Here is a 26,315-nt window from a genome sequence, read left to right on the forward strand (position 1 = left end):
CTAGAGGCGTTTTTATCTGGGGATAGATTAGAAATGAGGTATATATGAAGCTGTTTATTCTAAAATATTGGAGGAACATATGTAGCTACATATTAATTATAATAGGGGTTATTTTTATTAATAAGTCCTTTTTATTTTGTATGGTAGAAGGAATTTCGATGCAACCTACTTTGAATGAAAAAGATTATATACTTGTTAATAAGGTAAACGTCTGTTTATCGTCTTTTCATCATGGAGATGTTGTCATTATAAAAAAGAAGACGAGCCTACTTACTATGTGAAACGAATTATTGGATTATCGGGGGATAATATACAACTAAAAAAGGATGAGGTATTTATTAACGGTAAAAAGCGTGATGAGTCGTATATAAATTTAGATATGTCACAAGTATCCAATCGTTTTTCAAATTTTAGAGAAATAAAAGTTCCTACGCATAAATTATTTGTGTTAGGTGATAATCGTAATCATAGTAAAGATAGTAGGAATACACTTGGACTTATTGATGAGTCAAATATAATAGGTAAAGTAGAAATGGTATTTTATCCATTTGATCATATAAAATGGATAAAATAATTCTATTAACTATTCACGTTTTATAAAATCAATCATATATTAATAGCATAGGACAAGCAGAAAAGCTTGTTCTAACCTCACAGAACACTCCTTATCACGGTTAGGCATCTACATAGGTAGATGCTTTTTTTATGTTGATGACTGAAAATTATTTATCAATATAATGTAGCAAGCATATTAGGACTATTAGGGGAAGATTACTTGTACAAATAACAGTATGCTTAATTAAAACAGTGAAATATAAGGAGTGAGGAATAAGTGCTAAATATTTTAGTGGTTAATTTTCCAGCAGAGGGACATGTAAACCCTACATTAAATTTAGTAAAAGCCTTTACTGAACGAGGGGATCACGTACATTATATTACAACGGCAAACTTTAAGGATAGAATTGAAGATTTAGGAGCTACTGTACATACTCACCCGGATCTATTAAAGGAGATTTCTATTGATGCTGAAACCTCATCTGGGTTAAATGCTTTCTTTCATGTGCATGTTCAAACTTCTTTATATATATTAGAAATTACGAAACAATTATGTGAAAGTATAAATTTTGATTTCGTAATTTATGATATATTTGGCGCGGGAGAGTTAGTAAAGGAGTATTTACAAGTTCCAGGTGTAGTTTCCTCACCTATATTTTTAATTCCTTCAGAGTTTTTGAAGACATTACCTTTTCATCCAAATGCAGATATACCATTCCAACCAGAGGAGATCTCTGAAAAATTACTAAATCAGATGGAACATAAATTTGGAGTAAAACCAAAGAATAATCTTCAATTTATGAATAATAAGGGTGATGTTTGTTTCGTATACACAAGTCGTTATTTCCAACCTAATAGCGAATCGTTCGGAGAAAATAACATTTTTATTGGACCGAGCATTTCAAAGCGTAAAACAAATATAAAGTTTCCACTGGAATCACTTAAAGAGAAGAAAGTTATTTACATTTCAATGGGAACACTGCTTGAAGGACTCGAATCATTCTTTAATACTTGTATTGATACTTTTTCAGATTTTGATGGGATAGTTGTAATGGCAATTGGTGATAGAAATGATATTTCAAAAATAAAGCAAGCGCCAGATAATTTTATAATTGCTCCATACGTACCTCAATCAGAAATATTAAATGAAGCAGATGTTTTTATTACACATGGTGGTATGAATAGCGTACACGATGCCATTCATTATAATGTCCCATTTGTAATAATACCGCATGATAAAGATCAGCCTATGATAGCGCAAAGATTAACTGAGCTTGAAGCGGCACATAGACTATTGAAAGAACATGTTAATGTGCACACTTTAAAAGAGGCTGTAATAGATGTTCTTTCAAATGAAAAGTATAAAAATGGTATAAGAAAACTGAATGATAGCTTTATAGAATGTGGTGGTTCAAAAGAAGCAATTATAGTTATTGAATCTCTTTTAAATAAGTGAAATTTTAATTGATGGGGGTTTTATTGTCCGCAAATAGCAGGATAAATAGTCATAACTTTATACAAGCATAGAGGTTCTCACCTTTATGCTTGTAGATTCTTATCCAGCAAATTGCACAGCAGTATTTGCATGTAAAAAAGCAGTATCAAAAACGGGAACAGTGAGATCATTTTGGGAGATGAGTAAAGGTATTTCAGTACAGCCTAATAATATACCTTCAGCGCCGTTTTGAATTAATGATTTTGTAATTTGTAATAACTTTTCTTTAGATGTTTCTGAAATGATCCCTCTACTTAATTCATCTAATATGACATGGTGGATAAAAGTTCTTTCCTCGTCATTTGGGATAATTGTCTCAATGTTATATTTCGCTAATCGTGATTTATAGAAATCTTGCTCCATCGTTTGTTTTGTTCCTAATAGTCCGATACGTTTTATATTCTGTTCTACCATTTCTTTAGCACTTACATCACCAATGTGAAGAAGCGGGATAGATATTGCTTGTTCTACTTCCTCGGCAAATAGATGTACGGTATTTGAACACATTAATAAACATTCAGCCCCAGATTTTTCAACTTTCTTTGCAACTGTAACTAGTTCATTTTTCACTTCTTCATATTGATGGTTTTGTAATAAATTAGTTACTTCACCAAAATCCATACTATATAAAACTAACTTTGCATTTTGATCGTATTGAGAGAGTGTAAGTGTATTAATATGTTTATAGTATAATGATGTAGATTCCCAACTTAATCCTCCAATCAAACCAATAACTTTCATAATGCATTCCTCCCGAAACGATTTTGAATTTATTATTTCATAATTCCGATAAGAATACAATGATTTAAATGATCCGTTTAACAAAAAAATAAAAATAGTAAGAAAAGTGTTGAAATTTACATTCTTTAGTGCCATAATACGAATTACAAATTAATACTTATCCAGAGAGGTGGAGGGAACGGCCCTAAGAAACCTCAGCAACCCCTATGCAATTTTATAGGAAGGTGCTAATTCCGCAGAGGACACGATGTGTTTTTTGAAAGATAAGAGGATTCTTGAACGTGAAAGAAAATGACCTCTTATGTAAGAGGTCATTTTTTTGTTGTATAGAAAGGGAGTGTCGATGCATAATTCATTTTTAAATTAAATATAGAGTAATAAAAGTTGACTAATATGAGAGGGGAATTGTCATGAACAAATTATCAACAAAGTTAGTAGTAGCAATCGGTATTGGAGCAGCATTATACGGGATATTAGGACTTTGGGGATTTTCTATTGCACCGAATACATTTATCAAACCAGCATTAGCTATATTAACTGTTTTTGGAGCATTATTTGGTCCAGTGGCAGGACTCTTAATCGGACTTATCGGTCATACCGTAACAGATACGATTGCTGGCTGGGGTATTTGGTGGGGCTGGGTTATTAGTTCAGGTATTATTGGTTTTTCAATGGGTCTTATTCAAAAAAGAGTTGGCTTTAGTGTGAAAAACGGGTCGTTTAACAAGGGGGATATTTCTTATTTAGCAATTACTGGGCTAGTTGGTATTGTCATTGCTATTATATTTGCTGGGGCATTCGATATTATTGTGATGGGAGAACCATTTGACAAAATTGTTATACAAGTATTAGGAGCAACAATTTCCGATGTTATCGTTTTCTTAGTACTTGGATTGCCACTTACAATTGGCTTGGCCAAATCTAATAAGAAACATACACATTTAAAAATTGAAAAGTAGGGATGTTAACATGCAACCAATTATTTCGTTTGAACAATTTACCTTTCAATATGGGCATGCTGCGCAGCCTACTTTAAGTGATATTACCTTTCATATATACCCTGGGGAAAAAGTACTAATTGCTGGACGAAGTGGTTCAGGAAAGTCGACATTAGCTCATTGTATAAATGGGCTAATCCCATTTTCTTACGAAGGGACTAGTACAGGTAACGTTTTAATTGCCGGTAAAGATCCGAGGGAAGGAAGTATTTTTGAACAAAGTAAGCAGGTAGGAACAATTTTGCAAGATCAAGATGCTCAATTTATTGGTCTGACAGTAGAAGAAGATGTAGCTTTTTATTTAGAAAATGAATGTGTAAAGCAAGATGACATGAAAAAGATTGTTTCGGACTCATTAAGAAAGGTGAAGATGCATACGTTTCATAAACAAAGTCCACATGAATTATCAGGAGGTCAAAAGCAAACAGTTTCTCTTGCTGGTTTATTAACAACAAATGCGGATATATTATTGTTCGATGAACCGTTAGCGAACTTAGATCCACTAAGCGCCGTACATACGATAGAACTTATGAAAGATATACATGAGCAATATAATAAAACGATTGTTATTATCGAACATAGGATAGAAGAAATTTTAAAACTGGATTTAGACAAAGTTATATTAATTGATGAAGGTAAAGTCATTGGGATAGGAACACCAAAAGAAATCTTAGCGTCAAATATATTGCCACGTATTGGCTTAAGAGAGCCTATTTACATCGAAGCATTAAAGAGATTACATTTTGATCGTAATAATGACGTAATATATCCAATGGAAAACCTTCAAAAAGAAAAGGTAGGCAACGTTCTAAAAGAGTGGATGGAGAAACAAGTCATATTAAAAGGTAATACTAAAAACAAGGAATTACTTAAAGTGGAGAATTTATCATTTTCATACCCTAATAAACAAAAAGTATTAGAAAATGTAAACCTTTCAATATATGAAGGAGAAATTGTGGCACTGTTGGGACATAATGGAGCAGGGAAATCCACATTAGCTCATAGTCTTATAGGCATAAACAAAATAAAAAATGGGAAAATCTTGTTAGAAGGTGAAAATATTAGTTCTTGGTCTATTCGTAAACGTGGGAAAATCATATCTTACGTGATGCAAAATCCAAATCATATGATCACACAGCCTACTGTTTTTGAAGAAGTTTCATTTACATTAACATTACATAATTTTTCTAAGGAAGAAATTAAGAATAGAGTAGAAGGAACTTTAAAAATTTGTGGTTTATATCCATTTCGTAATTGGCCAATTCAAGCACTAAGCTATGGGCAAAAAAAGAGATTAACAATCGCATCTGTATTAACAACAAATCCTAAACTTATCATATTGGATGAACCGACAGCGGGACAAGATTATTATCACTATAAACAATTTATGTCTTTTATTAAAAAACTAGCTAAAAAGGGAATTTCATTTGTTTTTATCACTCACGATATGAATCTCGCACTAGAATATGCAGACCGTGCAGTAGTTCTACATGAAGGGAAAATTATTGCGGATAATACAGTGTCTAATGTATTTGGTGATCAAGAAACGTTACAAATAGCTAACTTAAGAGAGAGTTCTTTAACCAAGCTTGTTAAATTTAGTGGGATTGCATGTCCGGAAAAATTTATGGAACTTTATTTAGATAGTAATAGGAGGGAGGAAGGTGCATAGTACATATTTTCATCGTATGGATGGGGTAGTGAAATTGTTTTTATTTATTTTTTGTATGATGCTTACTTTTTTGTTTTTTGATTTTCGGGTGTTGCTAATACTATTTATTATTGGATGTATCGGACTCAGCATTGCTAAAATTCCATTTCGTAAAATTTTAATTGTTTTTAGTGTCATATTTACATTTAGTTTATTAAACTCTGTCATGATTTTATTGATTACACCAACTCATGGATCTGAATTAACTGAATCATATACCGCGTTTTTACATGTTGGATATGCAACGATTACATATGAAACATTATTTTATGCAGCTACACTTTCATTAAAGTATTTTACGTTATTACCATTTACACTTCTTTTTATATACACGACAGATCCAAGCGAATTTGTAAGTAGTTTGAGTAAACTTGGTATTCATTATAAGATTACATATGCAGTAAATATTGCACTTCGTTATATTCCTGACATCCAGTCTGAGTATAAAATTATTAAACACGCGCAAGAAGCGAGAGGAGTGGCTTTTGAAAAAGGAGAAGCAAGTTTATGGGTTCGTATGAAGAACCGTGTTTTAATTTTCTGGCCACTAATCATTCATTCTCTAGAAAGAATAGATACGGTGTCAAATGCAATGGATCTAAGAGGATTTGGAAAGAAGGATAAACGTACATGGTTTTATACAAGTAAGGTGAAACGTGAAGATTTTATCATTTTATTTGCCGGTGTTTTCATATTCATTGCTGCGGTATATTTAAAATTAAACGTATTTCAAAACTTTTGGTATCCATTTTAAAGCACTCTTTAAACGAGTGCTTTTACTTATTTTTATGTAGACATGCTCAAAAAAGGGATATATACATAATGTATAATACGAACCAGTTAAAATGATCAACTACCTATTAGTTTTCAAACCAAAAGGAGGAGAAAATATGAGTTACGGTGGTTCTTGTGGTTTTGGTGGAGGTTTTGCTTTACTAGTTGTGTTATTCATTCTATTAATAATTGTAGGATGCAGCTGCTGGGGCGGAGGATACTAATTTTTAATTAGTCTTCACAAATGTAAACTAAAAAAACATTGAAGATACTTATGTATCGAAACAAATAAAAAAGGAGCGACTATGCTCCTTTTTTATTTGTTTTAATGCGTATTCTTATTATATTTCGGGAACGTAATCGTTAAAGTCGTTCCTTTACTAACGATACTCCGGATTTTTAAACTTCCATGCATCGTCTCAATAATCTTAACAGCAACCATCGTACCTAAACCGGTGCCTTTTGTTTTTGTACTAAAATACGGTTCACCGAATCGATGTATTTGCTCCTGTGACATTCCAACTCCGCTATCTTCAATTCGTATTTCAACTTTACTATTATTGATAGATGAGGAAATATTTAAGGTACCACCATTAGGCATTGCTTCAATACTGTTTTTTATTAAGTTTAAAAAACATTGTTGAAAGTGTTGTTTATTACCAACAATGGTTGCCTCAGAAAAATCCTGTGTAATATGTATCGTATTCATATTACACAATGGCAATATCATATTAATAACTCGATTTAACTCTTGTTTTACTGAAATTTGATCTAATTTTTCTGGAGAAGGTTTGGCAAACGTTAAGTAATCATCGATAATTTCTTGGGCACGATTTAACTCTTCAAGTATATGTTTAATATATTCGTCTCTTGATTCAGCAGTTAAATTTGGTGTTTTTAAAAGCTGTGTAAATCCTTTTACAACCGTTAAGGGATTCCTTACTTCGTGCGATATACTTGCAGCGAGTTGGCTAACAATCTCCATTTTTTCCATTTTAATTAATTTAGAGCGCATTAATACAGCATCTTTTATAACTTCATTTATATAAACAATAAATAACATTAAAGTAGTCGGTAATACCATGAAATAAATAATATACAAATTATTCACTTCAAAATCTGATAAAGTTAATACAATTACAGTTGTAAATATTGCTAGGAAAAAGGTTAAAAACATGGAAAAAGCTACTTTAAGCTTTCTATTATATGTATTAAATTTTGAAGATGCGAGTGCTGTAACGATGAACATTATTCCGTAAACAACGACTGTCAGCATGTTAAAGCCATAAAATAAAAATCTTGTAATTAATAAAATTGTAAACAATATGATACCGACAGGGAATCCACCATAAAGCGTACCTATTATGACCGGAATTTGTCTTAAATCATGAATACAACTTTCATCCATATAGATAGGGTATCGCATACATAAAATAAGCGGGATACTAGAACAAAGGGTAATCAGTAATATTTTGTATTTTTTCAAATAATGCTTGCTATCATATATGAAATAAAAAACAAATATACTACATAAAATGTATAGAAGATTATTTAATACGTTTTGATTAATATAAACAAAGTCCATAATATTTGCCTCGTTATTCTGAATTTACTTAACATATGTATTATACATGATAACATGTGTTAGGATGTATAAACCTTGTTCATACAAGATTTATTTAGCTTTTTTTATAAAATGCAAACATTAGCTATTCAAAGATACTTTTACCAAAACTTTTTACTACTTCTTTCTGCATGTTCGGTAAAACATGGTGGGTTATGTTGCTATTATAAGAAACGTAGGTATTCTTTTCTAAACTCATCCTTTTAATTTCTAGCCACTGAACGAGATAGTCTTTTAAAGTAAGCTTAGACGGCTCCACAAAAGTCCCTTCATTTAAATCCGTAATCTTTTTCGTCACATTTTTTACTGCTTCTTTTTTGTCTTATAACCAGAAACACACTAAGTACTTATTTCCTCTTTTTCGAATATGTCCTTTCACTTAAAACACTCCTTCATTTTGTTTTGAATTATGTTGTATAAGTCTAGTTGTAATGTTGCTATTTTGAAAATTGCATAGTTGGACATATGAGCGATGGATATATTTTACCATATATGAACAAATTCAGTTATAGGATATGATATGTAAGTTACTGCTAATTTTATATTTACAATATACTGAAAATTAAGTGATATAAAAAATGGAAATATAAAATAATGCAAGGGGGAAAGAAAATGAAAAAGGTTTTTGTAGTGTTTTTTGTACTAGCATTCGCATTTATGTCTATCAATTCTTCAAAAGTTATGGCTTACGGAAATCATAAAGCGGATCTTTATACAAGCGGCGGATCTCAATTATTGAATTATGTTGGATCTAAACAACCTTTATATAATGGTCCTGGTAATCCAAATGTAGTAGGTTATGTTGCCTGGCAAACTGTTACAGTAGAACAAGCATGGTATTTAATTGATACATCTTTAGGAGAAAAATGGGTTGGCTATAATGGAGATGCACTTTTTCTTAAAGATAGATTAAATTCAAATGCTGCTCAACTAGAAATAGAATCTAAACAACCTTTATATAATGGTCCTGGTAATCCAAATGTAGTAGGTTATGTTGCCTGGCAAACTGTTACAGTAGAACAAGCATGGTATTTAATTGATACATCTTTAGGAGAAAAATGGGTTGGCTATAATGGAGATGCACTTTTTCTTAAAGATAGATTAAATTCAAATGCTGCTCAACTAGAAATAGAATCTAAACAACCTTTATATAATGGCCCTGGTAACCCAAATGTAGTAGGTTATGTTGCTTATCAATCTGTCAAAGTAAAACAAGCATGGTATTTAATTAATACATCGTTAGGATAAAAATGGATAGGTTATAACCTTTAAAAAGCACTCATAATGAGTGCTTTTTTTATTTATATATAAGTCTAGTTGTAATTTTGGTGCTATGAAAATTACATATTTGGACATATGAGTGATGGATATATTTTATCATATTTAGATTGTTATTAAGGAATAAAAAAAGAGCCATAGGGCCTCTTTTTTTGCTGTATTCATGGAAATAAAATTAAAAGCGTTATTTTATTATAAAAAAATAGGTGACTCAACAATTGTGCTAGCCGAGTCACCTAGTACTATCGAACCAAATAATGTACTTTTTCTATATGTAGTTATGGGGAGTTCTTAGAGGCTAGCCCAATAGACAGTTAAGGGACAAATAAAATCATTTTAGAGAGTTTTACATTTTATTATGTTAATGCTACAACAGCAAGAGTTAAGCCCAACGTATTCAATGTATTAGAATATGGTCCTACATTAACAGTAAGAGTACTTGTTATACCTGGAGGTGTAGTGAAAATTGCGGGTGCTGATACAGAAGTGAATCCTGCAGTATATCCTAGAGAAGTACCTGAGCCAATGATTGGATTATTATTCAGATACATAGTTATACCTGCCGAATTACCTCCTGTTTGAATAATAACTTGCACTTCATAGATTGCCAAATAGGTTCTTCCACCTTCAAGTAAAACAGTTGTTGGTGGTGTGAATGAGATTGCCGTACCATTAGAATTTACCACGGTATCTAGTGGAATCGCAGAGTTTACAGAAACTATTGATGGGGTAGTTTGAACAACATTTAAACTGTTAGCCGTGGGAGATGGACAAGAACAAGGTTTGTGAATGTTAGAGTTGTTATCATTTTGGTAATTCACAAATAATCAAGCTCCTTTGCGTAAGATAATTTTTTATCTTATATAAAACGTAGCCTTTTTGTATCTAAGTTATTTTTAATAAGTTTTTAAAGATAAGTCGAATATTGTTGGTCAGTCGACTTTTGAAATTATTTGAAACTCTGGGATTTTAAAGTGCGTTTGATAAATATATATGAAATTTTTTTTAAGGACATTACTGTAAGTTAGGAAACATAATAAAAAACGGGAAAATGAGGGGAGTAAAAGGAAAAGAACCCTTTATATAAAGGGTTTTTCTGGTGATTTAATATATCAATTACATTCGTGGTAATATTCATCACATGAATCGTTATTATCGTTACAGCATATACAAAATGTTTTTTGAACAAATAAACTAACTACACTAGTAGAACCTTCCTGCTTTGTAAGAGTAACACTTTGAAAATCTTCAACTTGAAATATTTTTGTTTGAACAGGTTGTAATGTAGTAGTAATTGGTACGCTAGATCTTCTTGTTAGAATAGTTACTTGAACGGGTGCACTCATACCGACAACGAATAACTGAATTAATGTTTTATTATGATTGTTTGTAAAATCCTCAAATACAGTTTGTGGAGCGGTGGTTTCAAGGAAAACTGACACAGGTATATTTCCATTTGCATTTTCTGCAGAACCAGCTATCGTATGAGTTTCAATAAAACAGTTATTTTTTTGATTGTTGGAATGTGATTGGTTTTTATAATATTTTTTACCATCTTTATAAAAGTAATCAGCCATATGAATTTAAAGCTCCCTTCTTTTAGATATCTATATAGTCTATTTAATAAAGTAAAGTAGTGCTTGTACAACATAATAAAATCCGCTCTCGTAATTATCTAAAAATGTTATTTGGAAATTAAAGAGCGCCATTCAAGGCGCTCTCGGATAAACATTAATATTGAAAAAGAATACCACATTATATTTTATGCATGTTCTTAATAAATGTGTAGTTTTTTAGCAAAATCCTTATTTGAAAACAAGAAGCCCTAGAGTTAAGGCTCTAGGGCTTCTTATTTTGGTATTCTCACATGGTTTTTCAAAAAGAATAGAACATATTGAAGATAACATGTGAATGTTTCATAAATGTATCAAAAAAGTGAACAAAATTGCTAGTGGAGAAGAAGCAGAAATGAAGTTTCTAATACGTAAGTACGTGAAAGGTATTATTTCCAATGAATAAAATGCGCATGGGACACCTAATCATTATTTTATCGGGGGAAAAGAATATGTTATGAACTTGGTTGAATGAAAAAATGAAAATTTTACTTTTAGAGTGAAACTAAACAAAAACGCTATTTTATTAGAAAAGGAGAATGAAAATGGAGGTCCAGTTAATTCACGAACAAACATATAAAAGTCAGTATGATTTAGAAAGTGCAGTAGAAAAATTCTACGATAGTCTCCGAGAAGAATTCGGAATGGTTGAGGACGAGGATATCAAGCAATTTGACCATATAAGCAGAGTATTTGAGGCGACGGCCGTAATGGAGAATGATTTCAAATTGAAGGTAGAAATATTCTTTGCGGATGATGCAGACGAAGATGAATCATGGGTTTGTAAAGCTTATCAAGTAGCTTAATAAAAACTTCATTTGAAAGGAATGTGATCAGGGTGGAAGTTCAATATGATGCGCAGGGCCGAATGAAGTATCATCCTGATTACGATCCGAATCATAAGAAGCCGCATACAACGAAAGAATTAGCCTACATATGTAAGTATTATGGATTCGGAAAGGTGAAGGGAATTGCTTTAGCAGTAGGAAGAACGGAATTAACGATAAGGCAGCTAGTAAATACTCTCCGGAAGAATGAAATGTTTGAAAAATATAAAACTATGGGTGAGTAATTACAATAAAAATTTCATTTTATAGAAATCAAAACCCTAGTTTCCTAGGGTAATGGTATAACTGCCAAATATATTTTATTCGTTTATATCGTAACTTAATATTACGTTAAATACATCAGGTAAATGAAACCAATTGTAGAAAATAAGAGCAGTTAGCAAAAGCTAACTGCTCATCTCCAAGGGGGAACAAGGAGAAAATCTAATGTCATATATAGTATTGACGTAATATTTAGTTTTATTCGTGAAGAATTACGTTTAACTTAATGCATAACCAACGATTAAAGTTAGTGTTAAAAACAATGATAATAACAATGTTAGCAGAACTGTTACTATGCTTCTAAGCATTGCTATCCAATTACCTGCTTTAGAGAATCCTTTAATACCAGCAAAAAAAGTTCCTATTGAAAAAATGAGTACAAAAAATAAAGGGTGAAAATAAACGATATTTATAAACGACGCATTCATTTCAGGTGTGCATACTTCAAGATATAAAAGAAAAAAAAGCAATGCAAACGAATGAAAAAATAAAAGACCGTAGATTTATATTATGCTTCATAGGTTGCTCCTTTGTTATCAAAATATTTCTATTAAATTTTAATGGAAAATATAAGAAAAATATAGTGGTTATAAATTAGAATGAATTTTTAAACAAAATAATTCTTTTGTTTAAAGAAAAACAAGCCACCACGTTACAATAATTGGAGATATTTTCCAATGTTTCCTTAAGAGGTTGGGAATAGAAAGAATATCTTCGAGAGGAAAGGAATTAATTTATGTTAGGAAATTGGTTGGATAAATTAAAAGAACCTAAATGTATACATTGATATAAACTTATTAATAGTCATGACAATGAAGATTTTAAAACTGGTAAGATGGGGATAGTTAGTTATTATAAATGTGAAAAGTGCTGGAATTGTTCTAAAGGAAGGAATATCTGAAATATAAATATAATTGAGGGGAGTGAAATAATAATGGAAACTAGTACTTTTTCAGGGCTGTTCTGGGGATGGATGACGGTTATCGTATCGGGAATACTTTTCGTCCGTCCATCGGTGCTACGTGACTTAAAAAAATTAGTGGTTGAAGACAGAGGGTTTGGTATTATGTATGGTTTTCTATCAATTTTCCTAGGATTAGGTACTGTAATTCTACATAATGTATGGGGATTCAACTGGCAGGGATTCCTAACGGTTATTGCATGGCTTGCATTATTAAAGGGAATTTACATAATTGCATATCCTGAACCCTCCAAGAAAACAGACTTTGAAGTAAGGATACTATCAACACGTATAGTACTCGCTATCATTGGTGCTTTGGCTTTATGGATGCTTATAGTAATCTATATAAAATAATCTTTTTTTAATAAATAAAAGAGCCTGATATGAGAGAAAAGGCCTTTTCAAAAATTGCATATGAGGAAAATCAATGTCAATAGTTTAATACCAATAAATTAGAATTAATTCCAGGTATTAAGTATTGAGAAATAAAAAATATTTAACGCAACAAATTGGTTAACTTTATGAGCTAACCAATTGTTACACAAAAGAAAATTAGGCCCTATAAGTAATAGATGTGTAACTTAAAGTTACAGTTATAGTGTAAGCGAGATTGAAAATGTTATATGAAAGTAATTCTGTTTAAAAGTTTTATTTTGTCATAAATAAAAGAGCATTTAGCCCAGCCTAACTGCTCGATACAGAGGTAATAGTCTAGCTACATAGATATTATATGCTGAGTTATTGATTTTATTTGTGTAAAACACAAAAGAGCAGCTAACAAAACCTAGCCGCTCTAAACAGTGATGTGTCTCTAGATGTAGTTGTAGTATAAACAGAACGTTGAGTTTTATTCATGGGGAGATAGAAATGGGCTTGAAAATAGAATATAGTCCGGCTAGAAAACTAGAGGACACCAATTTTTAGAACTGCGATAAAATTGTTTTAAGAAATGGTGTTCTCTTTATTTTGAAAGGGGATTTAGGAAATGAAGGTATTAGAATAGAAATGGTTAATAAACGCATAGATTGATAAAAAGTAAAGGGCAAATCCCTTATGAGAATAAGGAATATTATCATTTTTGTTACTATTTTCTTCTATCTTTATATATAATTAATTTGTATTTTATATATAAATTAGGAGGGAATTTATGACTACAAATAAGGACTACATTCGTTATATCCGGGGAAAAGTAGGACATGATTTAATATTTCTTAATTTTGCTGGAGGTATTGTTTATAACGAACGAAATGAAATTCTTTTACAAAAACGGGGAGATAGAAATGAATGGGGTCTTCCAGGTGGTGCTATGGAACTTGGAGAATCTCTTGAAGAAACCGCTAAACGAGAAATATTTGAGGAGACAGGATTAAATGTTGAAGTTGAACATCTTATAGGTGTCTATTCTAAATATTCTGGTGAGTTTCCGAACGGAGATAAAGCTCAGACTATCACTCATTGTTTTCAATGTAAGCCAATTGGTGGAGAACTTACTGTAGATGGTATTGAGACTTTGGATTTAAAATACTTCCCAATAGACCAAATACCAAAATTATTCACAAAACTACACGAAGATGCCTTAGAAGATTGGCTTTCCAAAAGAAAAGGTGTATTTAGATAAAAAACTTTCAAATTAATTATCCATAATCTTTAACTAACAGGTGCTTTAATTGAGCAAGAAAATAAAAACCTTTAACTTCCGCTAAAGATAATTATGTTAATGATCTAGTGATGGCAGTTCTCATAAGGACAAAAAGAGGAACGTATATAAATAGAGTTGTAGAAATAGAAAGAGTGGATTCCTTGTGAGAGAGTAGGGATCCACTTTTTTCTTGCCACTGATAAAGAGACACTATATCTGACTTACATAAATATCCTATTTATTCAAATTTGTCCTTTCTAATGGTACAATTAGATTCATGGAGGGATATTATGGTAAGTTTTTATGTAACACTGTTTCTTATATTTGGTACTGCGATATTTTTATTTTTCTTGTCCGGTTCATCAAAAATTAAGGCTAAAAATCTATCATTGATAATGATCTGTTTAGGGATAAATCTACTCACAAGTCCAATGGCTTTATTTATAGGTGTGATGGCAACAGACTCTCCATATAGCACTACGCTTGATTTTTTTGGAGGATGTCTCTTTATTCAGGGAATACCGCTCCTCCTCCTACTTGCAGCTTTTTTGAAGTTTGCAATAGCAAAGAAAACAAAACAAGTATAGTATAAACTCTATATTTCTTTTAATAATTTAGGGTTATATCTTTTCTGCGTTAGCTGCTTTTAACCACGCTTCGTAGAATTCTGTAACTGATGCATACCGTTCTGCGCGATCTTTATTTACAGCACGATACGCTACCTCATATAATTCCTTACTTGCTTCCCATTTTATAAAAGAACGATCTTTTTCACCGCCTAAAAGTGAGAAAGCCATTGCTCCCATATTAAATACATTTGTTCTTTCATCAATTGTTGCGTTTAGTTCAAATTCCTCTGGTGACATAAAACGGGAGGAACCCCATAGCCGGCCCATTTTATTTATGTAAGGTTTCTTACTGTATAAATCTATATCACAAATTTTTGTTTCGTTTGTATTAAAATTATATAAAATACTACCGTCATAAAAATCTATTGCTACATAGTTTTTCTTTTCTACATAAGTATGGAAAGAAAAAAGGGAATGTAAGGAATGAATTCGTTCTATAGCAGATAAATGTCTAAATTTATAAAATGGAGAGTTTGGATTTTTATATTTCTCAGGAGGTGGGAAACTCCAATGCGAATGAAGACATTCACCATCAAACCAATCGAAAATTAATACATATCCAGATTGAGCTGGAAAATGATCAATTAGTCTTATGAGCGATTCATGTTTTAAATCTTCATAGATAGTAACTGAATTTTTTAGCCTTTTAATAGCGTGACCCGTTGTTCCTTCAAATGCAATTGTTTGTGCTCCTGCGTATTTGATAAATTTCTTATGCTCATCTTTTTCTACACCAAAACTTATATTACCTGAGTCTTGCTGGTCAAAAACTGCAAATACGGTTCCTAATTTAATAAGCCAATCAAAATTATGATATTCTTTTAATTGGAATGTTACGTTATTTAACTGAATTTCCACGGAATTATCTTTCATAGATTACCTCACATTTAATATAATTATGTTGTACATTCCACTATTCGACATATTTTATGGAAATCCTATGCTAATAATATAAAATTTTATAAATATAATGATAAACACTTATAAAGAGGTGAATACAATGGATCAACAAATTGTTATTAAAGCATATCAAAAAGACTGGGTTGAAGAGTATATAAAAGAAAAAGAGAAATTCTGTTCCTTGTTAGGACAAGAAATAATTGCTGTTGAACATATAGGAAGCACAGCAGTAGAAGGATTAGGAGCTAAACCTCTTATTGATATGATGATTGGCGTAACAGACTTACAAATTACTGAAAACTGGATTGAAATTCTATCGGAAATTGGATATGAGTTTGTTCCAAAAGATGCAACCAATTGGCGTTTTTTTAGAAAGGGAAAATGGAGAGCGGGTACTCATCATTTGCATATTTATATTTATAATAGTGATGAGTGGAGAAACAATATTTTATTTCGTGACTTTCTAATAAGCCATGAATGGGCACGTAAAGAATATAGAGAATTAAAAGAGAGGCTTGCTATTACATATGCTTTTGATCGTGTTTCATATACAAAGGCAAAAGCGCCATTTATTCGGAAAATATTAGAATTGGCTAGAATTCAATAAATTTATAGATTCTTATCTAACTAGTTTTGAAACCTCTTCCTATACTTTTTATAGGGAGAGGATTTTTTGTTTTTTTCATGACAAAATATATAATTTCTAATTAATGGAGGCAAACTATTTTATTTATTTTGATATTTCTAGTACATTGGAAATATTAAGGGGGTATTAAGCAATGAAAGCTATTGTACATCAATATGAAAAAGGATTAGAGGGGTTAGAATATAAATTTTCACCTGAGATAAGTCCTAATGCAAGTGAAGTAAAAATAAAGTTAAAAGCTGCAGGGTTAAATCATAGGGATTTATTTATTATAAACAATAGAAAAGAAATGGATCTACCATTAGTAATAGGGTCAGATGGCTCAGGAATTGTTACAGAAATAGGAGAAGGAGTTTCAAATATTACACTACATACAGAAGTTATTATTAATCCTAGTATTGGATGGGAACATGCTACTGAAGTACCGGAGTTACCGGAAGTGCTAGGTGGACCGAAAGATGGAACGTTTGCTGAATATGTAATTGTACCGGCTGAAAATGTAGTAGAAAAGCCGGCATATCTTACTTGGGAAGAATCAGGTGTTTTATCTTTATCCGCATTAACAGCATATAGAGCACTTTTTACAAAGGGTAGATTGAAGTGCGGTGAACATGTTTTAATTCCGGGAATAGGAGGTGGTGTAGCTACATTTGCCATGTTATTCGCGAAAGCAATCGGCGCAAAAGTGAGTGTTACTTCAAGGGTAGAGAATAAAAGGGAACTTGCTGAAAAATATGGTGCAGATATTTCTTTTAATAGTACCGGAAATTGGGAAGAGAGCTTACAAGGTGAAAAAGTAGATTTAATAATAGATAGTATAGGCCCGGCAACTTTCTTGAAATATTTTGATGTATTAAAACCAAATGGAAGAATCGTGAATTTTGGTGCAAGCTCAGGAGATAAAATTGAATTACCATTACGCGCATTATTTTATAATCAAATTGATATTATGGGAACATCCATGGGTAGCCGTGAGGAATTTAATGAGATGATAAAGTTTATTGAAAAATATCAAATTAAACCAATTATTGATAAGGTTTACTCGTTAGAAGAAGCAATTCGAGCACTAAGCCGTATGGAACATGGGGAACAATTCGGAAATATTGTACTTCAAATGAATTAAAAAATATGATTTTACAATTAGTATATTTAAATGAACATGTTATGTATTTCAAATATGAAAAAAATACGAACCGCCTTATTATAAAGGCTTACCGGCTTTATACATAAATAGCGTATAAAATTTGTTTTATAATTGTCACATGAGTAATAGTAAAATGAGAATTAGATGAAAAAAGTTTAAGCCTATTTTCATAATGGTATTGTATACTGTGTAAATCAAGAACACTTGTATGTAAGGAGAGAGTTTAATGAATTACACAGTATTTCAGTGGTTTAATAATTTTGCTGATTCATCCAAACTATTAGATACGTTAATGATTGCTATTACAAATAGCGCTGCATACGTAGCCGTTCTATTTATGTTTATCTTATGGTTTAATAATGGAAAGAAAGAAAAGGCAATTAGAAAACAATATACAGTTTTATATACGACGCTTTCGGTTATTATTGCATTATTAGTAAATGTTCTTATACACGCGGTATATTACCATCCGCGTCCATTCGTATCACATGATGTACATCAATTAGTACCACATGCAGCAGATTCATCATTCGTTAGTGATCATTCTGTACTTGTATTTTCAATCGCCTTCGTATTTATTCTTAGAGGAGAAAAACTGAAATATATCGCGCTATTATGGGCAGTACTAGTCGGTATATCACGTATGTACGTAGGTGTTCATTATCCTTTAGATATACTTGGTGCAGCATTCTTAACACTTATTACGAGCGCTTTAGTAATGCAAAGTACACGTATGTTTGAACCAATAGCGAAACTTGTATTCAAAATGTATGCATTAGTAGCGAGACGAATTCCTTTCTTAGCGAAATATAACCATATCGCATAATTTTCCTAAAAAAATTCCCCTTTGGACATCCAGAGGGGAATTTTTTTATAGGAAATACGAAAAGAGTTTAGAGTGCTCTGTAATCAAGTTGTACTAATTAATATTCTGAAATTTCACGCACCGTATTTAAAATATATAAAATAATGACACAAAATAACAACAGTTAGTTTTGCATTGTTTTAAAGGAATTAAAAAGAAAACTTCGAAACATATAGTATCGCAAACAAAAACTACAAATTTTAAAACGGATCTTCGTACGAATCCATTCCAAAAGAGAGGAGATAAGTATGCAAAAACTCCAAACGAATAAAGGCGCTCGATATATGATGATTGCTTTTATTGTTTTGTTTCTTATTATGATTTTGCGTATATTCTATATTCAGGCAGTAGGAGTCGTGCATAATGTGAATGTAAAGGATCTCGCGAATGAACAACATAATAAAAAAGGTGTTTTAGAAGCGAATCGTGGCACTATCTATGATCAAAGCGGAAAGGTGTTAGTACAAGATTCTACAACGTATCGAGTTGTTGTGAATTTAAAAGGAAAAGATAAAGTGAAAAATAAAGATGAAACCGCACAACAATTAGCCGATGCGCTTGGAATTGATAAAGAAGAAGTATTAAAAAACTTTCATGAAGGGCGTACACAAGTTGAAATTGGAAAAATTGGTCGGAATTTATCTAGGGAAACGAAAGAAAAAATTAATAATTTAAAAATACCAGGTGTATCTTTTATGTCGGAAAAAGCAAGAGTGTATCCGAATGAAGACTTCGCATCCTATATACTTGGTTTTGCTAGACCAGATGATAAAGGGAATACGGAAGGAAAGTTTGGACTGGAAAAGAGTTTGGATAAATATTTGCGCTCTACAAACGGGAATATAGAATATGTGGGTACACGAAGGGGAATTCCGCTTACAAATGATATAGGTAAAGTAGAACCAGCTAAAAATGGGAATAACGTATATTTAACGCTTGATAAACAAATTAATAGTTTTTTAGAAGAAGCGATGAACAAAGCGCAAGAACATTATGATCCTTCTATGTTAATTGGAATTATTGCTGATCCAAAAACCGGTAAAGTTTTAGCGATGTCTAGTAAACCTAGTTACAATCCTAATATAGGTGATATCGAATACTTTTTAAATGATCCGATTGCAAATGCATACGAGCCAGGTTCAACAATGAAAGTTTTTACGCTAGCAGCTGCCATTAATGAAGGTGTATATAACGGAAAAGAATATTTTCAATCTGGAAAATATTCTGTTGGTTCATCTGATATAAAAGACCATAATGGTGGATTTGGATGGGGATCAATTACATTTGATGAAGGATTTGAAAGGTCATCAAACGTAGCTTTTTCTATTTTAGAAGATCAGTTACTGAAACCAAATAAATTTAAGCAATATATGAATAAATTTGGATTCAATCAAAAAACAGGGATAGATTTACCTGGAGAAAGGAAAAATACTTTATTATTAAATACGCAAATTCAACAGGTTACAACTTCTTTCGGTCAAGGTTCTACAGTAACTCCGATTCAATTAATCCAAGCGGCTACCGCTATAGCAAATGACGGGAAAATGATGCAACCATATATCGTTGATAAAGTTGTAAATCCAACAAACAAAGAAGTTATTATGGAAAATCAACCGAAAGAAATTGGGAATCCGATAAAAAAAGAAACAGCGGACAAGGTTAGAAGCTTAATGGAGCGTGTTATAACATCTTCAAAAGGAACTGGTACAATGTATAAAGTAGATGGTTATCCAATTGGAGGTAAGACAGGAACAGCACAAATCCCGAATCCTGAAAACGGCCGATATATGGAAGGGAAAGAGAATTACATTTTCTCCTTTTTAGGAATGGCTCCAATTGATGATCCGGAGTTAATCGTATACTTAGCTATTAAGCAGCCAAAGTTAAAAGGAGATGAGTATGGAGCTCAGCCTCTTGCTGAAATATTTAAACCTGTTATAAAAAACAGCCTTGAATATTTAAAGGTGAAACCGTATACAGAAAAACAAATAGCTGATGCAGCGAAACAATCTCAATTAAAAGTACAAAATTATGTAAATCAATCGATGGATACAATAGAGAAAAGTGTAGAAAAAGAGAAGCTACAGCCGGTAATTTTAGGAGAAGGAAAAATAATAAAACAATATCCACAGTCTGGCGAGGTAATGAGTGAAGGTGATCGTATATTTTTATTAGGGAATAACGCACAAATGCCAAATGTAAAAGGGTGGTCCATGCGTGATGTTATGTATTTCTCTAAACTTTTGAAATTAGATTTGAAAACTTCTGGTACGGGTTATGTAACGAGTCAAAGTATTGAAAAAGGACAAGATTTACAAGAAGGAGATATACTAGAACTAGAATTAGAACCGCCGTTACAACCGTTAACAGAGGCGAATACGAATTAATCCAGGCATTTGGAAGGAGCTGTATGCAAATAGCTCTTTCTTTAGAGTTGCGAGTAATTTCACGCGCCGTAATTTTTAGAAAAAATAATAAATGACAAGTTGTTAAATGTCTGATTATTTTTTATTTACAGTTAAATGTACATGTGATAATATGGAAAAAATAAATGCAGTGAAGAGAAGAGTAAATAAAATGAATTTTTCACAGAGAGCTCCATGTAGCTGAAAAGGAGTAAAAATTCTTTATTGAACCAAGCCTCTGAGCAGCACATCGGAACCTATTATTAGGGGATGGTGTGACGGGATCTCCCGTTATAGAGCTATGGTATAAGCATGAATTAGAATGCAGTACCTGATAAGGTTAGTATGGTGACATATTAACAAACTAGGGTGGCACCGCGATGATAAATCTCGTCCCTAAGATTAAAAATCTTGGGGGTGGGATTTTTTTATTGTTGTAAAACAATTTTGAAAGCGGGGGCCAAAAATGAAAAATTTACTTAAAGATTGGAAATATCCTTTATTACTATTGTCCGGAGTTGGTATTGCGAATTTAGGGGCATGGATTTACTTAATAGCACTGAATGTACTTGTCTATAATATGGGTGGCTCAGCCTTAGCTGTTGCTACTTTATATGTAATAAAACCATTAGCCACTTTATTTACAAACGCTTGGTCTGGGAGTATGATTGATCGTTTAAATAAACGGAAATTAATGATTCACCTCGATATATATCGTGCGTTATTTATCGCTATTTTACCTTTACTTCCGTCACTTTGGATTGTTTATGTATTCGTATTCTTTATAAGTATGGCCAGTGCAATTTATGAGCCAACTGCTATGACGTATATGACGAAATTAATTCCAGTAGAGCAAAGACAACGTTTCAACTCACTACGCAGTTTAATAGGATCTGGTGCATCACTAATTGGACCAGCAGTAGCGGGGGGATTATTAATTGCAGGTACACCAGAGTTTGCTATATATATGAATGCTATAGCATTTCTCTTATCAGGATTAATTACATTACTTTTACCTAATCTTGATAAGAAAGAAGCTTCGGATACAACAAGTAATACATTATCTCTTACAGTATTAAAAAAAGATTGGAACACTGTTATAAATTTTAGTAGAAAACATGTGTATGTCGTATGTGTGTATTTCTTATTTCAAAGTATGTTCGTATTAGCAACCGCTACTGATTCACTTGAACTATCGTTTGCGAAAGAGGTATTACTACTAACAGATAGTGAATATGGTTTTCTAGTTAGTATAGCTGGTGCAGGATTTATTTTAGGTGCCATAACAAATACAATTTTGTCAAAGAAATTAGCACCTTCATTTCTAATTGGAATAGGATCATTATTCATCGCAATTGGTTATTTAATTTATGCTTTTTCAAATATATTTTTAATAGCTGCTATTGGATTCTTTATTTTATCTTTCTCTATGGCATATGCAAATACAGGCTTTTATACGTTTTACCAAAATAACGTTCCCGTTCATATAATGGGACGGATCGGAAGTATATATGGACTTGTTATTGCGTTAGTAACAATCTTTATTACAATATTATCTGGTGTTGCGACTCAGTTCATTTCTATACAACTGGTAGTTATTGTAGGTTCATTGATCATGTTATTTATTACTATCGTCTTGTGTGTGTTTACTTTATTCCCATCACAATCTAAGTTGTATTCTACTGAATCAATAAAGTGAAACTTTAATGAGGGGGGCATCCCCCACTGATTATCAGCCCTCACCAATCGGGCTTTTACGGGCAGCAGGGTCCCCACTTAACTTCTTTGCTTTCGCTGAATTTTGAGATGGGGGTCCTACTGCCCACAAATAGCGGAATACATTCGAAATGAACTTTGTGTTCTCATTAACAATTTATCGTATTTAATAAAAGGGTTCTTTCCCCTTTATATGGAAAAATTAATAAGGGTAAAGAACAATACCGAAAGACAAGGGTGGTTGTCGTGATAAAAACAAAAGATGAAATTAATAAAATTGTAAAAGAAATACAAAAGAAAATAGATTTCTCTGGGGTAGTTTTAGTAAAAAAAGAAAAAGACTTAATCTATGAAAAAGCAATGGGTTACGCAAACAAAAGTGAATGTATAAACAATACGATACAAACAAGATTCGGCATTGCCTCAGGATGTAAAATTTTCACTACAATTGGAATTTGTCAACTTGTTGAAAAAGGTATTATTTCTTTTCATACAAAATTAAAGGATTGTCTAGAGATAAAACTTCCAAACTTCGATGAAGATATTACAATACATCAACTACTAACGCATAGCTCTGGTATACCAGATTATTTTGATGAAAGTATTATGGATAACTTCGAGGATCTTTGGAAACAAACACCTATGTATCTATTAAAGAGCTTAAAAGACTTTTTACCATTATTCCAAAACAGTAATATGATGTTTGCACCTGGGAGTAAGTTTCACTACAACAACGCAGGTTTTATCATACTTGGATTAATAATAGAAGAACAGACGGGACTTAAATTTACGGAGTATATAGAAACAAACATTTTTAATTCGATTGGCATGAATGATTCTGGCTATTTTTCGTTAGATAAATTACCAAGACATACAGCTCTAGGATATATAAAGGACGAAACCAACCAAAATTGGAGAACAAACGCTTACTCTATACCAATAAAAGGAGGGGCTGATGGAGGTGCATATGTTACTGCACCAGACATGTTGAAATTTTGGGCGGCACTATTTAATAATGAAATTTTAGGAAAGGAATATACAAAGTTACTTTTAACTCCCCACATTCATGTAAATGATAAACAGTCTTACGGATATGGAGTATGGATTGAAACACGAGAAAACAAGGTATTCAAATATCATGTAATGGGATATGATCCAGGCGTCAGTTTTCGCTCGGCCATATATCCAGAATTAGGAATCACTTTAGTTATTCCATCGAATAAAGGGGCAGGACCTGAAAAATTAATGACAGAAATAGAAAGAGCTTTTTAATTATATGGATATAAAAGAAGAGATACGAAAATAATTTAAACGGGTTTATGATTGTTTCTGTTCTGAAAAATATTTTAGTTAACGAGGAACCCTTTATTTATTAAATAAGGGGTTTTTGTAATTCCGCACAATTACATATGTTTATATGGATTTTTAAATTAAAAAACATTACTATATAATTGTAAATTTAAATTATTAATTCATATGAAAGGATGTGTTAACAATTTGTATATGATCAACGGTAGTTTGTTTATTATTTTAGGGGTTATTTGTTATTTAATTGTACGTGGAATATTAATTGGTACCAAAAATAAAAAACATATGATTTGGTGGAAAGAAATAATAAGTTTTTTATTCGTGGTCTACATTTGTATGGTTGTTGCAGTAACTTTATTCCCTTTACCAATCGGTTTTCCTTCTAATATTGAAAATCTGAATCGCTCGGTCAATATAATACCATTTGCATCAATTATTAAAGACATCAATCAAATTGGTAGTGCTTATGATGGGGATGCCCTATTTATGATTGGTCTTATTGTAAGAAATGTAGGCGGGAATATTTTATTATTAATGCCTTTAGGATTTTTAGCACCAATTTTATGGGATAAATATAAAAAGTTCAAAAATACTATTTTATTAGGATTTACTATATCAGTTAGTATCGAATTGCTACAATTAATTCAGTCTTTATTTAGTGGAGTAGGACGAATTACTGATATTGATGATGTGATCTGTAATGTTATAGGTTCTATTATTGGATATTGTATTTATATTATCTTTTTAAAAGCCATTAATAAATTTAACATTCGAGTGTTGGGTAAAACTAATTCTAAAGGTGTGGAATTAGTTGATAAATAGGAGTTTAAACGAGTTATTAAAGGCGTACGAGTAAAAAGTACGTCTTTTTATTTTTATAAATAATGCTTAAGACTGATGAGAAATCACATTTTCCAACTTACACTTAAAAGTAGCTATCGTATTTCAAGTATGGAATGAAAAGAGGAGAATATATTTTTTAAAGATAAACAAGTTTATAGGAGGATTCTAAATGGATATTTTACTTGTTGTTCTTATTATTGTTTTGATGCAAAGTAAAGAACGAAAAGTGAAAATAAACCGTATTTGGCTCATTCCGGCTTTGTTGTGCTTTGTAACAATCCAGTCCATTATTCATATGGGACAAATAACTTTGCTGCAAGGACTACTGTTTGTTGTAATGCTTGGAATTGGCTTAGGTCTAGGGATTATACGGGGAAGAGCTTTAACATTTCGATTTGATAGTAAAACAGGTCATGTACTCCGAAAAGGAAATTGGGTAAGTACAATAATCCTTCTTGTTATTTTAGGAGCAAAAATTATGATTAAACAAAGTATGTTTTCTGGTAGTACGCACCAGACATTAATGGTTGTAACAAATGCCTTTTTATGTATTACATTAGGCACTGTGATTAGTAGACGTTATTATATTTGGAAAAAATATAATGAATTAACACAAAAAACGTAAATGCATTCACCCCTTGTTTAACATTGCTAAGAACGGTAATACTAATTAACATTGAACTTTTACAACAAGGGATGATAATATGATATACATTTACACAGACTTCGGCGGTACTCATACAACTTCACTTGCTGCAGCGTATCATTTAAATAAATTACCAACGGATCGTAAGTTAACGAAAGAAGAAATTTTGAATGTAGATTACTTTAATAAATTGAAAACAGAAGATATGGGAAAAATTATTTTTCATGGAATCGATGAACATGGTCATCCTGTATATACGATTGGATGTGGCGCATCAAAAGTTGTTGTACCAGCGATGAAGCATTTAGGAGAAATCTTGCAAAAACATTATCAAAGCCATGAAAAGATTATATTTTCTAACACATCACCAACAGTGCCTTTACCAATGACTTTCGGTGGGCTGTTTTCTAGAAGGTTCCATATCGATTTTATTGGCGTACCGTTACTCGTATGGGGAGCAAAAATTTGCTGTGATAATATACAAAGGCTTGTTAGTTATACAAAAGAAGCTGGAAGATTAACGAATGATTATGTTGTAATTTTAGATAATGAAACTTTTAAATAGTATATGATAAGAAGAAAATCGAGCAAATTCCTTGATTTTCTTTTTTATTTGTGAAATAGACAAGAAATAGTCACATTTAATATACATCTACTATAGCCAAAACAATAAAGTCCTGTTACTATTACAGGGATATTCTCTTTTTATAACATA

25 protein-coding genes, 3 pseudogenes, 1 riboswitch and 1 other annotated feature are annotated in these 26,315 nt (G+C 31.8%); of the genes and pseudogenes, 21 read left to right on the forward strand and 7 right to left on the reverse strand.

The annotated features are described in order from the left end of the window. Positions 1 to 44 precede the first annotated feature (44 nt). Positions 45 to 574: pseudogene (gene lepB / locus CQ064_RS29975) on the forward strand (signal peptidase I). Positions 575 to 832: 258 nt separating this feature from the next. Next, entirely contained in the window at positions 833 to 2,011 is a 1,179-nt protein-coding gene (locus CQ064_RS29980) for a macrolide family glycosyltransferase (RefSeq protein ID WP_000932141.1), read from the forward strand. A 99-nt stretch (positions 2,012 to 2,110) separates the two neighbouring features. Here CQ064_RS29980 and CQ064_RS29985 read toward each other — a convergent pair whose 3' ends face one another. After that, a complete protein-coding gene (locus CQ064_RS29985) occupies positions 2,111 to 2,791 on the reverse strand; it encodes an aspartate/glutamate racemase family protein (RefSeq protein ID WP_000864376.1) in 681 nt (226 codons plus the stop codon). Between the two features lie 154 nt (positions 2,792 to 2,945). Next, positions 2,946 to 3,061: riboswitch (SAM riboswitch) on the forward strand. A gap of 140 nt (positions 3,062 to 3,201) precedes the next feature. Between CQ064_RS29985 and CQ064_RS29990 the strand changes: the two genes are divergently transcribed. The 4 genes from CQ064_RS29990 (at position 3,202) to CQ064_RS30005 (ending at position 6,498) form a co-directional block, all read left to right on the forward strand. Beyond that, a complete protein-coding gene (locus CQ064_RS29990) occupies positions 3,202 to 3,750 on the forward strand; it encodes an ECF-type riboflavin transporter substrate-binding protein (RefSeq protein WP_001038210.1) in 549 nt (182 codons plus the stop codon). Between the two features lie 10 nt (positions 3,751 to 3,760). Then, positions 3,761 to 5,461, forward strand: coding sequence for an ABC transporter ATP-binding protein (locus CQ064_RS29995; protein ID WP_001182519.1), 1,701 nt, complete (start codon positions 3,761 to 3,763; stop codon positions 5,459 to 5,461). After that, positions 5,454 to 6,254 carry an energy-coupling factor transporter transmembrane component T family protein gene (locus CQ064_RS30000; protein ID WP_000556364.1) on the forward strand — a complete coding sequence of 267 codons (801 nt, stop codon included), beginning with the start codon at positions 5,454 to 5,456 and terminating at the stop codon, positions 6,252 to 6,254. Before CQ064_RS29995 ends, CQ064_RS30000 begins: the two co-directional genes overlap by 8 nt. 136 nt (positions 6,255 to 6,390) lie before the next feature. Continuing rightward, positions 6,391 to 6,498 (forward strand): YjcZ family sporulation protein, encoded by a 108-nt coding sequence (locus CQ064_RS30005; protein WP_000120182.1) that lies wholly within the window; start codon positions 6,391 to 6,393, stop codon positions 6,496 to 6,498. A gap of 101 nt (positions 6,499 to 6,599) precedes the next feature. On the opposite strand, the gene CQ064_RS30010 is transcribed toward CQ064_RS30005, so the two are convergent. Continuing rightward, positions 6,600 to 7,859, reverse strand: a complete 1,260-nt coding sequence (locus tag CQ064_RS30010; RefSeq protein ID WP_000348328.1) for a sensor histidine kinase — start codon at positions 7,857 to 7,859, stop codon at positions 6,600 to 6,602. A gap of 169 nt (positions 7,860 to 8,028) precedes the next feature. Continuing rightward, a pseudogene (locus CQ064_RS30015) lies at positions 8,029 to 8,277 on the reverse strand (tyrosine-type recombinase/integrase); the annotation flags it as partial. A gap of 251 nt (positions 8,278 to 8,528) precedes the next feature. Between CQ064_RS30015 and CQ064_RS34240 the strand changes: the two are divergent. Continuing rightward, on the forward strand, positions 8,529 to 9,146 hold the full coding sequence (locus tag CQ064_RS34240; RefSeq protein ID WP_258166713.1) for a hypothetical protein: 618 nt from the start codon (positions 8,529 to 8,531) through the stop codon (positions 9,144 to 9,146). A gap of 386 nt (positions 9,147 to 9,532) precedes the next feature. On the opposite strand, the gene CQ064_RS30025 is transcribed toward CQ064_RS34240, so the two are convergent. Both CQ064_RS30025 and CQ064_RS30030 read right to left on the reverse strand, forming a co-directional pair. Then, positions 9,533 to 9,997: a hypothetical protein gene (locus CQ064_RS30025; RefSeq protein ID WP_001109244.1), complete on the reverse strand. Its 465-nt coding sequence runs from the start codon at positions 9,995 to 9,997 to the stop codon at positions 9,533 to 9,535. A 291-nt stretch (positions 9,998 to 10,288) separates the two neighbouring features. Further along, entirely contained in the window at positions 10,289 to 10,753 is a 465-nt protein-coding gene (locus CQ064_RS30030; RefSeq protein ID WP_000796391.1) for a hypothetical protein, read from the reverse strand. A gap of 581 nt (positions 10,754 to 11,334) precedes the next feature. Between CQ064_RS30030 and CQ064_RS30035 the strand changes: the two genes are divergently transcribed. Together CQ064_RS30035 and CQ064_RS30040 are read left to right on the forward strand one after the other, a co-directional pair. Next, positions 11,335 to 11,595 (forward strand): hypothetical protein, encoded by a 261-nt coding sequence (locus tag CQ064_RS30035; RefSeq protein ID WP_000453678.1) that lies wholly within the window; start codon positions 11,335 to 11,337, stop codon positions 11,593 to 11,595. 32 nt (positions 11,596 to 11,627) lie between these two features. After that, entirely contained in the window at positions 11,628 to 11,861 is a 234-nt protein-coding gene (locus tag CQ064_RS30040) for a hypothetical protein (RefSeq protein WP_000453746.1), read from the forward strand. A gap of 255 nt (positions 11,862 to 12,116) precedes the next feature. Here CQ064_RS30040 and CQ064_RS34355 read toward each other — a convergent pair. Next, positions 12,117 to 12,417: pseudogene (locus CQ064_RS34355) on the reverse strand (hypothetical protein). 415 nt (positions 12,418 to 12,832) lie between these two features. Between CQ064_RS34355 and CQ064_RS30050 the strand changes: the two are divergent. The 3 genes from CQ064_RS30050 (at position 12,833) to CQ064_RS30060 (ending at position 15,085) form a co-directional block, all read left to right on the forward strand. After that, positions 12,833 to 13,213, forward strand: coding sequence for a hypothetical protein (locus tag CQ064_RS30050; RefSeq protein WP_000450251.1), 381 nt, complete (start codon positions 12,833 to 12,835; stop codon positions 13,211 to 13,213). A gap of 793 nt (positions 13,214 to 14,006) precedes the next feature. Next, a complete protein-coding gene (locus CQ064_RS30055) occupies positions 14,007 to 14,477 on the forward strand; it encodes an NUDIX hydrolase (protein WP_000210489.1) in 471 nt (156 codons plus the stop codon). A gap of 311 nt (positions 14,478 to 14,788) precedes the next feature. Next, positions 14,789 to 15,085: a hypothetical protein gene (locus CQ064_RS30060; protein ID WP_000253417.1), complete on the forward strand. Its 297-nt coding sequence runs from the start codon at positions 14,789 to 14,791 to the stop codon at positions 15,083 to 15,085. Between the two features lie 33 nt (positions 15,086 to 15,118). Here CQ064_RS30060 and CQ064_RS30065 read toward each other — a convergent pair whose 3' ends face one another. After that, positions 15,119 to 16,000, reverse strand: a complete 882-nt coding sequence (locus tag CQ064_RS30065) for a protein kinase domain-containing protein (protein WP_000654530.1) — start codon at positions 15,998 to 16,000, stop codon at positions 15,119 to 15,121. A gap of 127 nt (positions 16,001 to 16,127) precedes the next feature. On the opposite strand from CQ064_RS30065, the gene CQ064_RS30070 reads away from it, so the two are divergent. The 9 genes from CQ064_RS30070 (at position 16,128) to CQ064_RS30110 (ending at position 26,165) form a co-directional block, all read left to right on the forward strand. Then, a complete protein-coding gene (locus CQ064_RS30070; RefSeq protein WP_000372677.1) occupies positions 16,128 to 16,634 on the forward strand; it encodes a GrpB family protein in 507 nt (168 codons plus the stop codon). 172 nt (positions 16,635 to 16,806) lie between these two features. Continuing rightward, the gene (locus CQ064_RS30075; protein WP_000644517.1) at positions 16,807 to 17,796 is read left to right on the forward strand and encodes a zinc-binding dehydrogenase; all 990 of its coding nucleotides are present in this window, start codon (positions 16,807 to 16,809) and stop codon (positions 17,794 to 17,796) included. A 247-nt stretch (positions 17,797 to 18,043) separates the two neighbouring features. Further along, positions 18,044 to 18,643 (forward strand): undecaprenyl-diphosphatase, encoded by a 600-nt coding sequence (locus tag CQ064_RS30080; protein ID WP_001110124.1) that lies wholly within the window; start codon positions 18,044 to 18,046, stop codon positions 18,641 to 18,643. Positions 18,644 to 18,930: 287 nt separating this feature from the next. Further along, a complete protein-coding gene (locus CQ064_RS30085) occupies positions 18,931 to 21,069 on the forward strand; it encodes a penicillin-binding protein (RefSeq protein WP_001170941.1) in 2,139 nt (712 codons plus the stop codon). A 160-nt stretch (positions 21,070 to 21,229) separates the two neighbouring features. Further along, positions 21,230 to 21,488 (forward strand) — a binding site (T-box leader). A 65-nt stretch (positions 21,489 to 21,553) separates the two neighbouring features. Further along, positions 21,554 to 22,786 (forward strand): MFS transporter, encoded by a 1,233-nt coding sequence (locus CQ064_RS30090; RefSeq protein ID WP_000793346.1) that lies wholly within the window; start codon positions 21,554 to 21,556, stop codon positions 22,784 to 22,786. Between the two features lie 263 nt (positions 22,787 to 23,049). Further along, a complete protein-coding gene (locus CQ064_RS30095; RefSeq protein ID WP_000598058.1) occupies positions 23,050 to 24,075 on the forward strand; it encodes a serine hydrolase domain-containing protein in 1,026 nt (341 codons plus the stop codon). Between the two features lie 225 nt (positions 24,076 to 24,300). Next, positions 24,301 to 24,933: a VanZ family protein gene (locus CQ064_RS30100; protein ID WP_000281839.1), complete on the forward strand. Its 633-nt coding sequence runs from the start codon at positions 24,301 to 24,303 to the stop codon at positions 24,931 to 24,933. A gap of 190 nt (positions 24,934 to 25,123) precedes the next feature. After that, on the forward strand, positions 25,124 to 25,579 hold the full coding sequence (locus CQ064_RS30105) for a CcdC protein domain-containing protein (RefSeq protein ID WP_000353711.1): 456 nt from the start codon (positions 25,124 to 25,126) through the stop codon (positions 25,577 to 25,579). A 79-nt stretch (positions 25,580 to 25,658) separates the two neighbouring features. Then, entirely contained in the window at positions 25,659 to 26,165 is a 507-nt protein-coding gene (locus tag CQ064_RS30110) for a DUF3189 family protein (protein WP_000639421.1), read from the forward strand. The last annotated feature ends 150 nt before the right edge of the window (positions 26,166 to 26,315 follow it).

The organism is Bacillus sp. MYb78 (assembly GCF_002975115.1).
In the GTDB taxonomy this organism is placed as follows: Bacteria; Bacillota; Bacilli; order Bacillales; family Bacillaceae_G; genus Bacillus_A; species Bacillus_A cereus.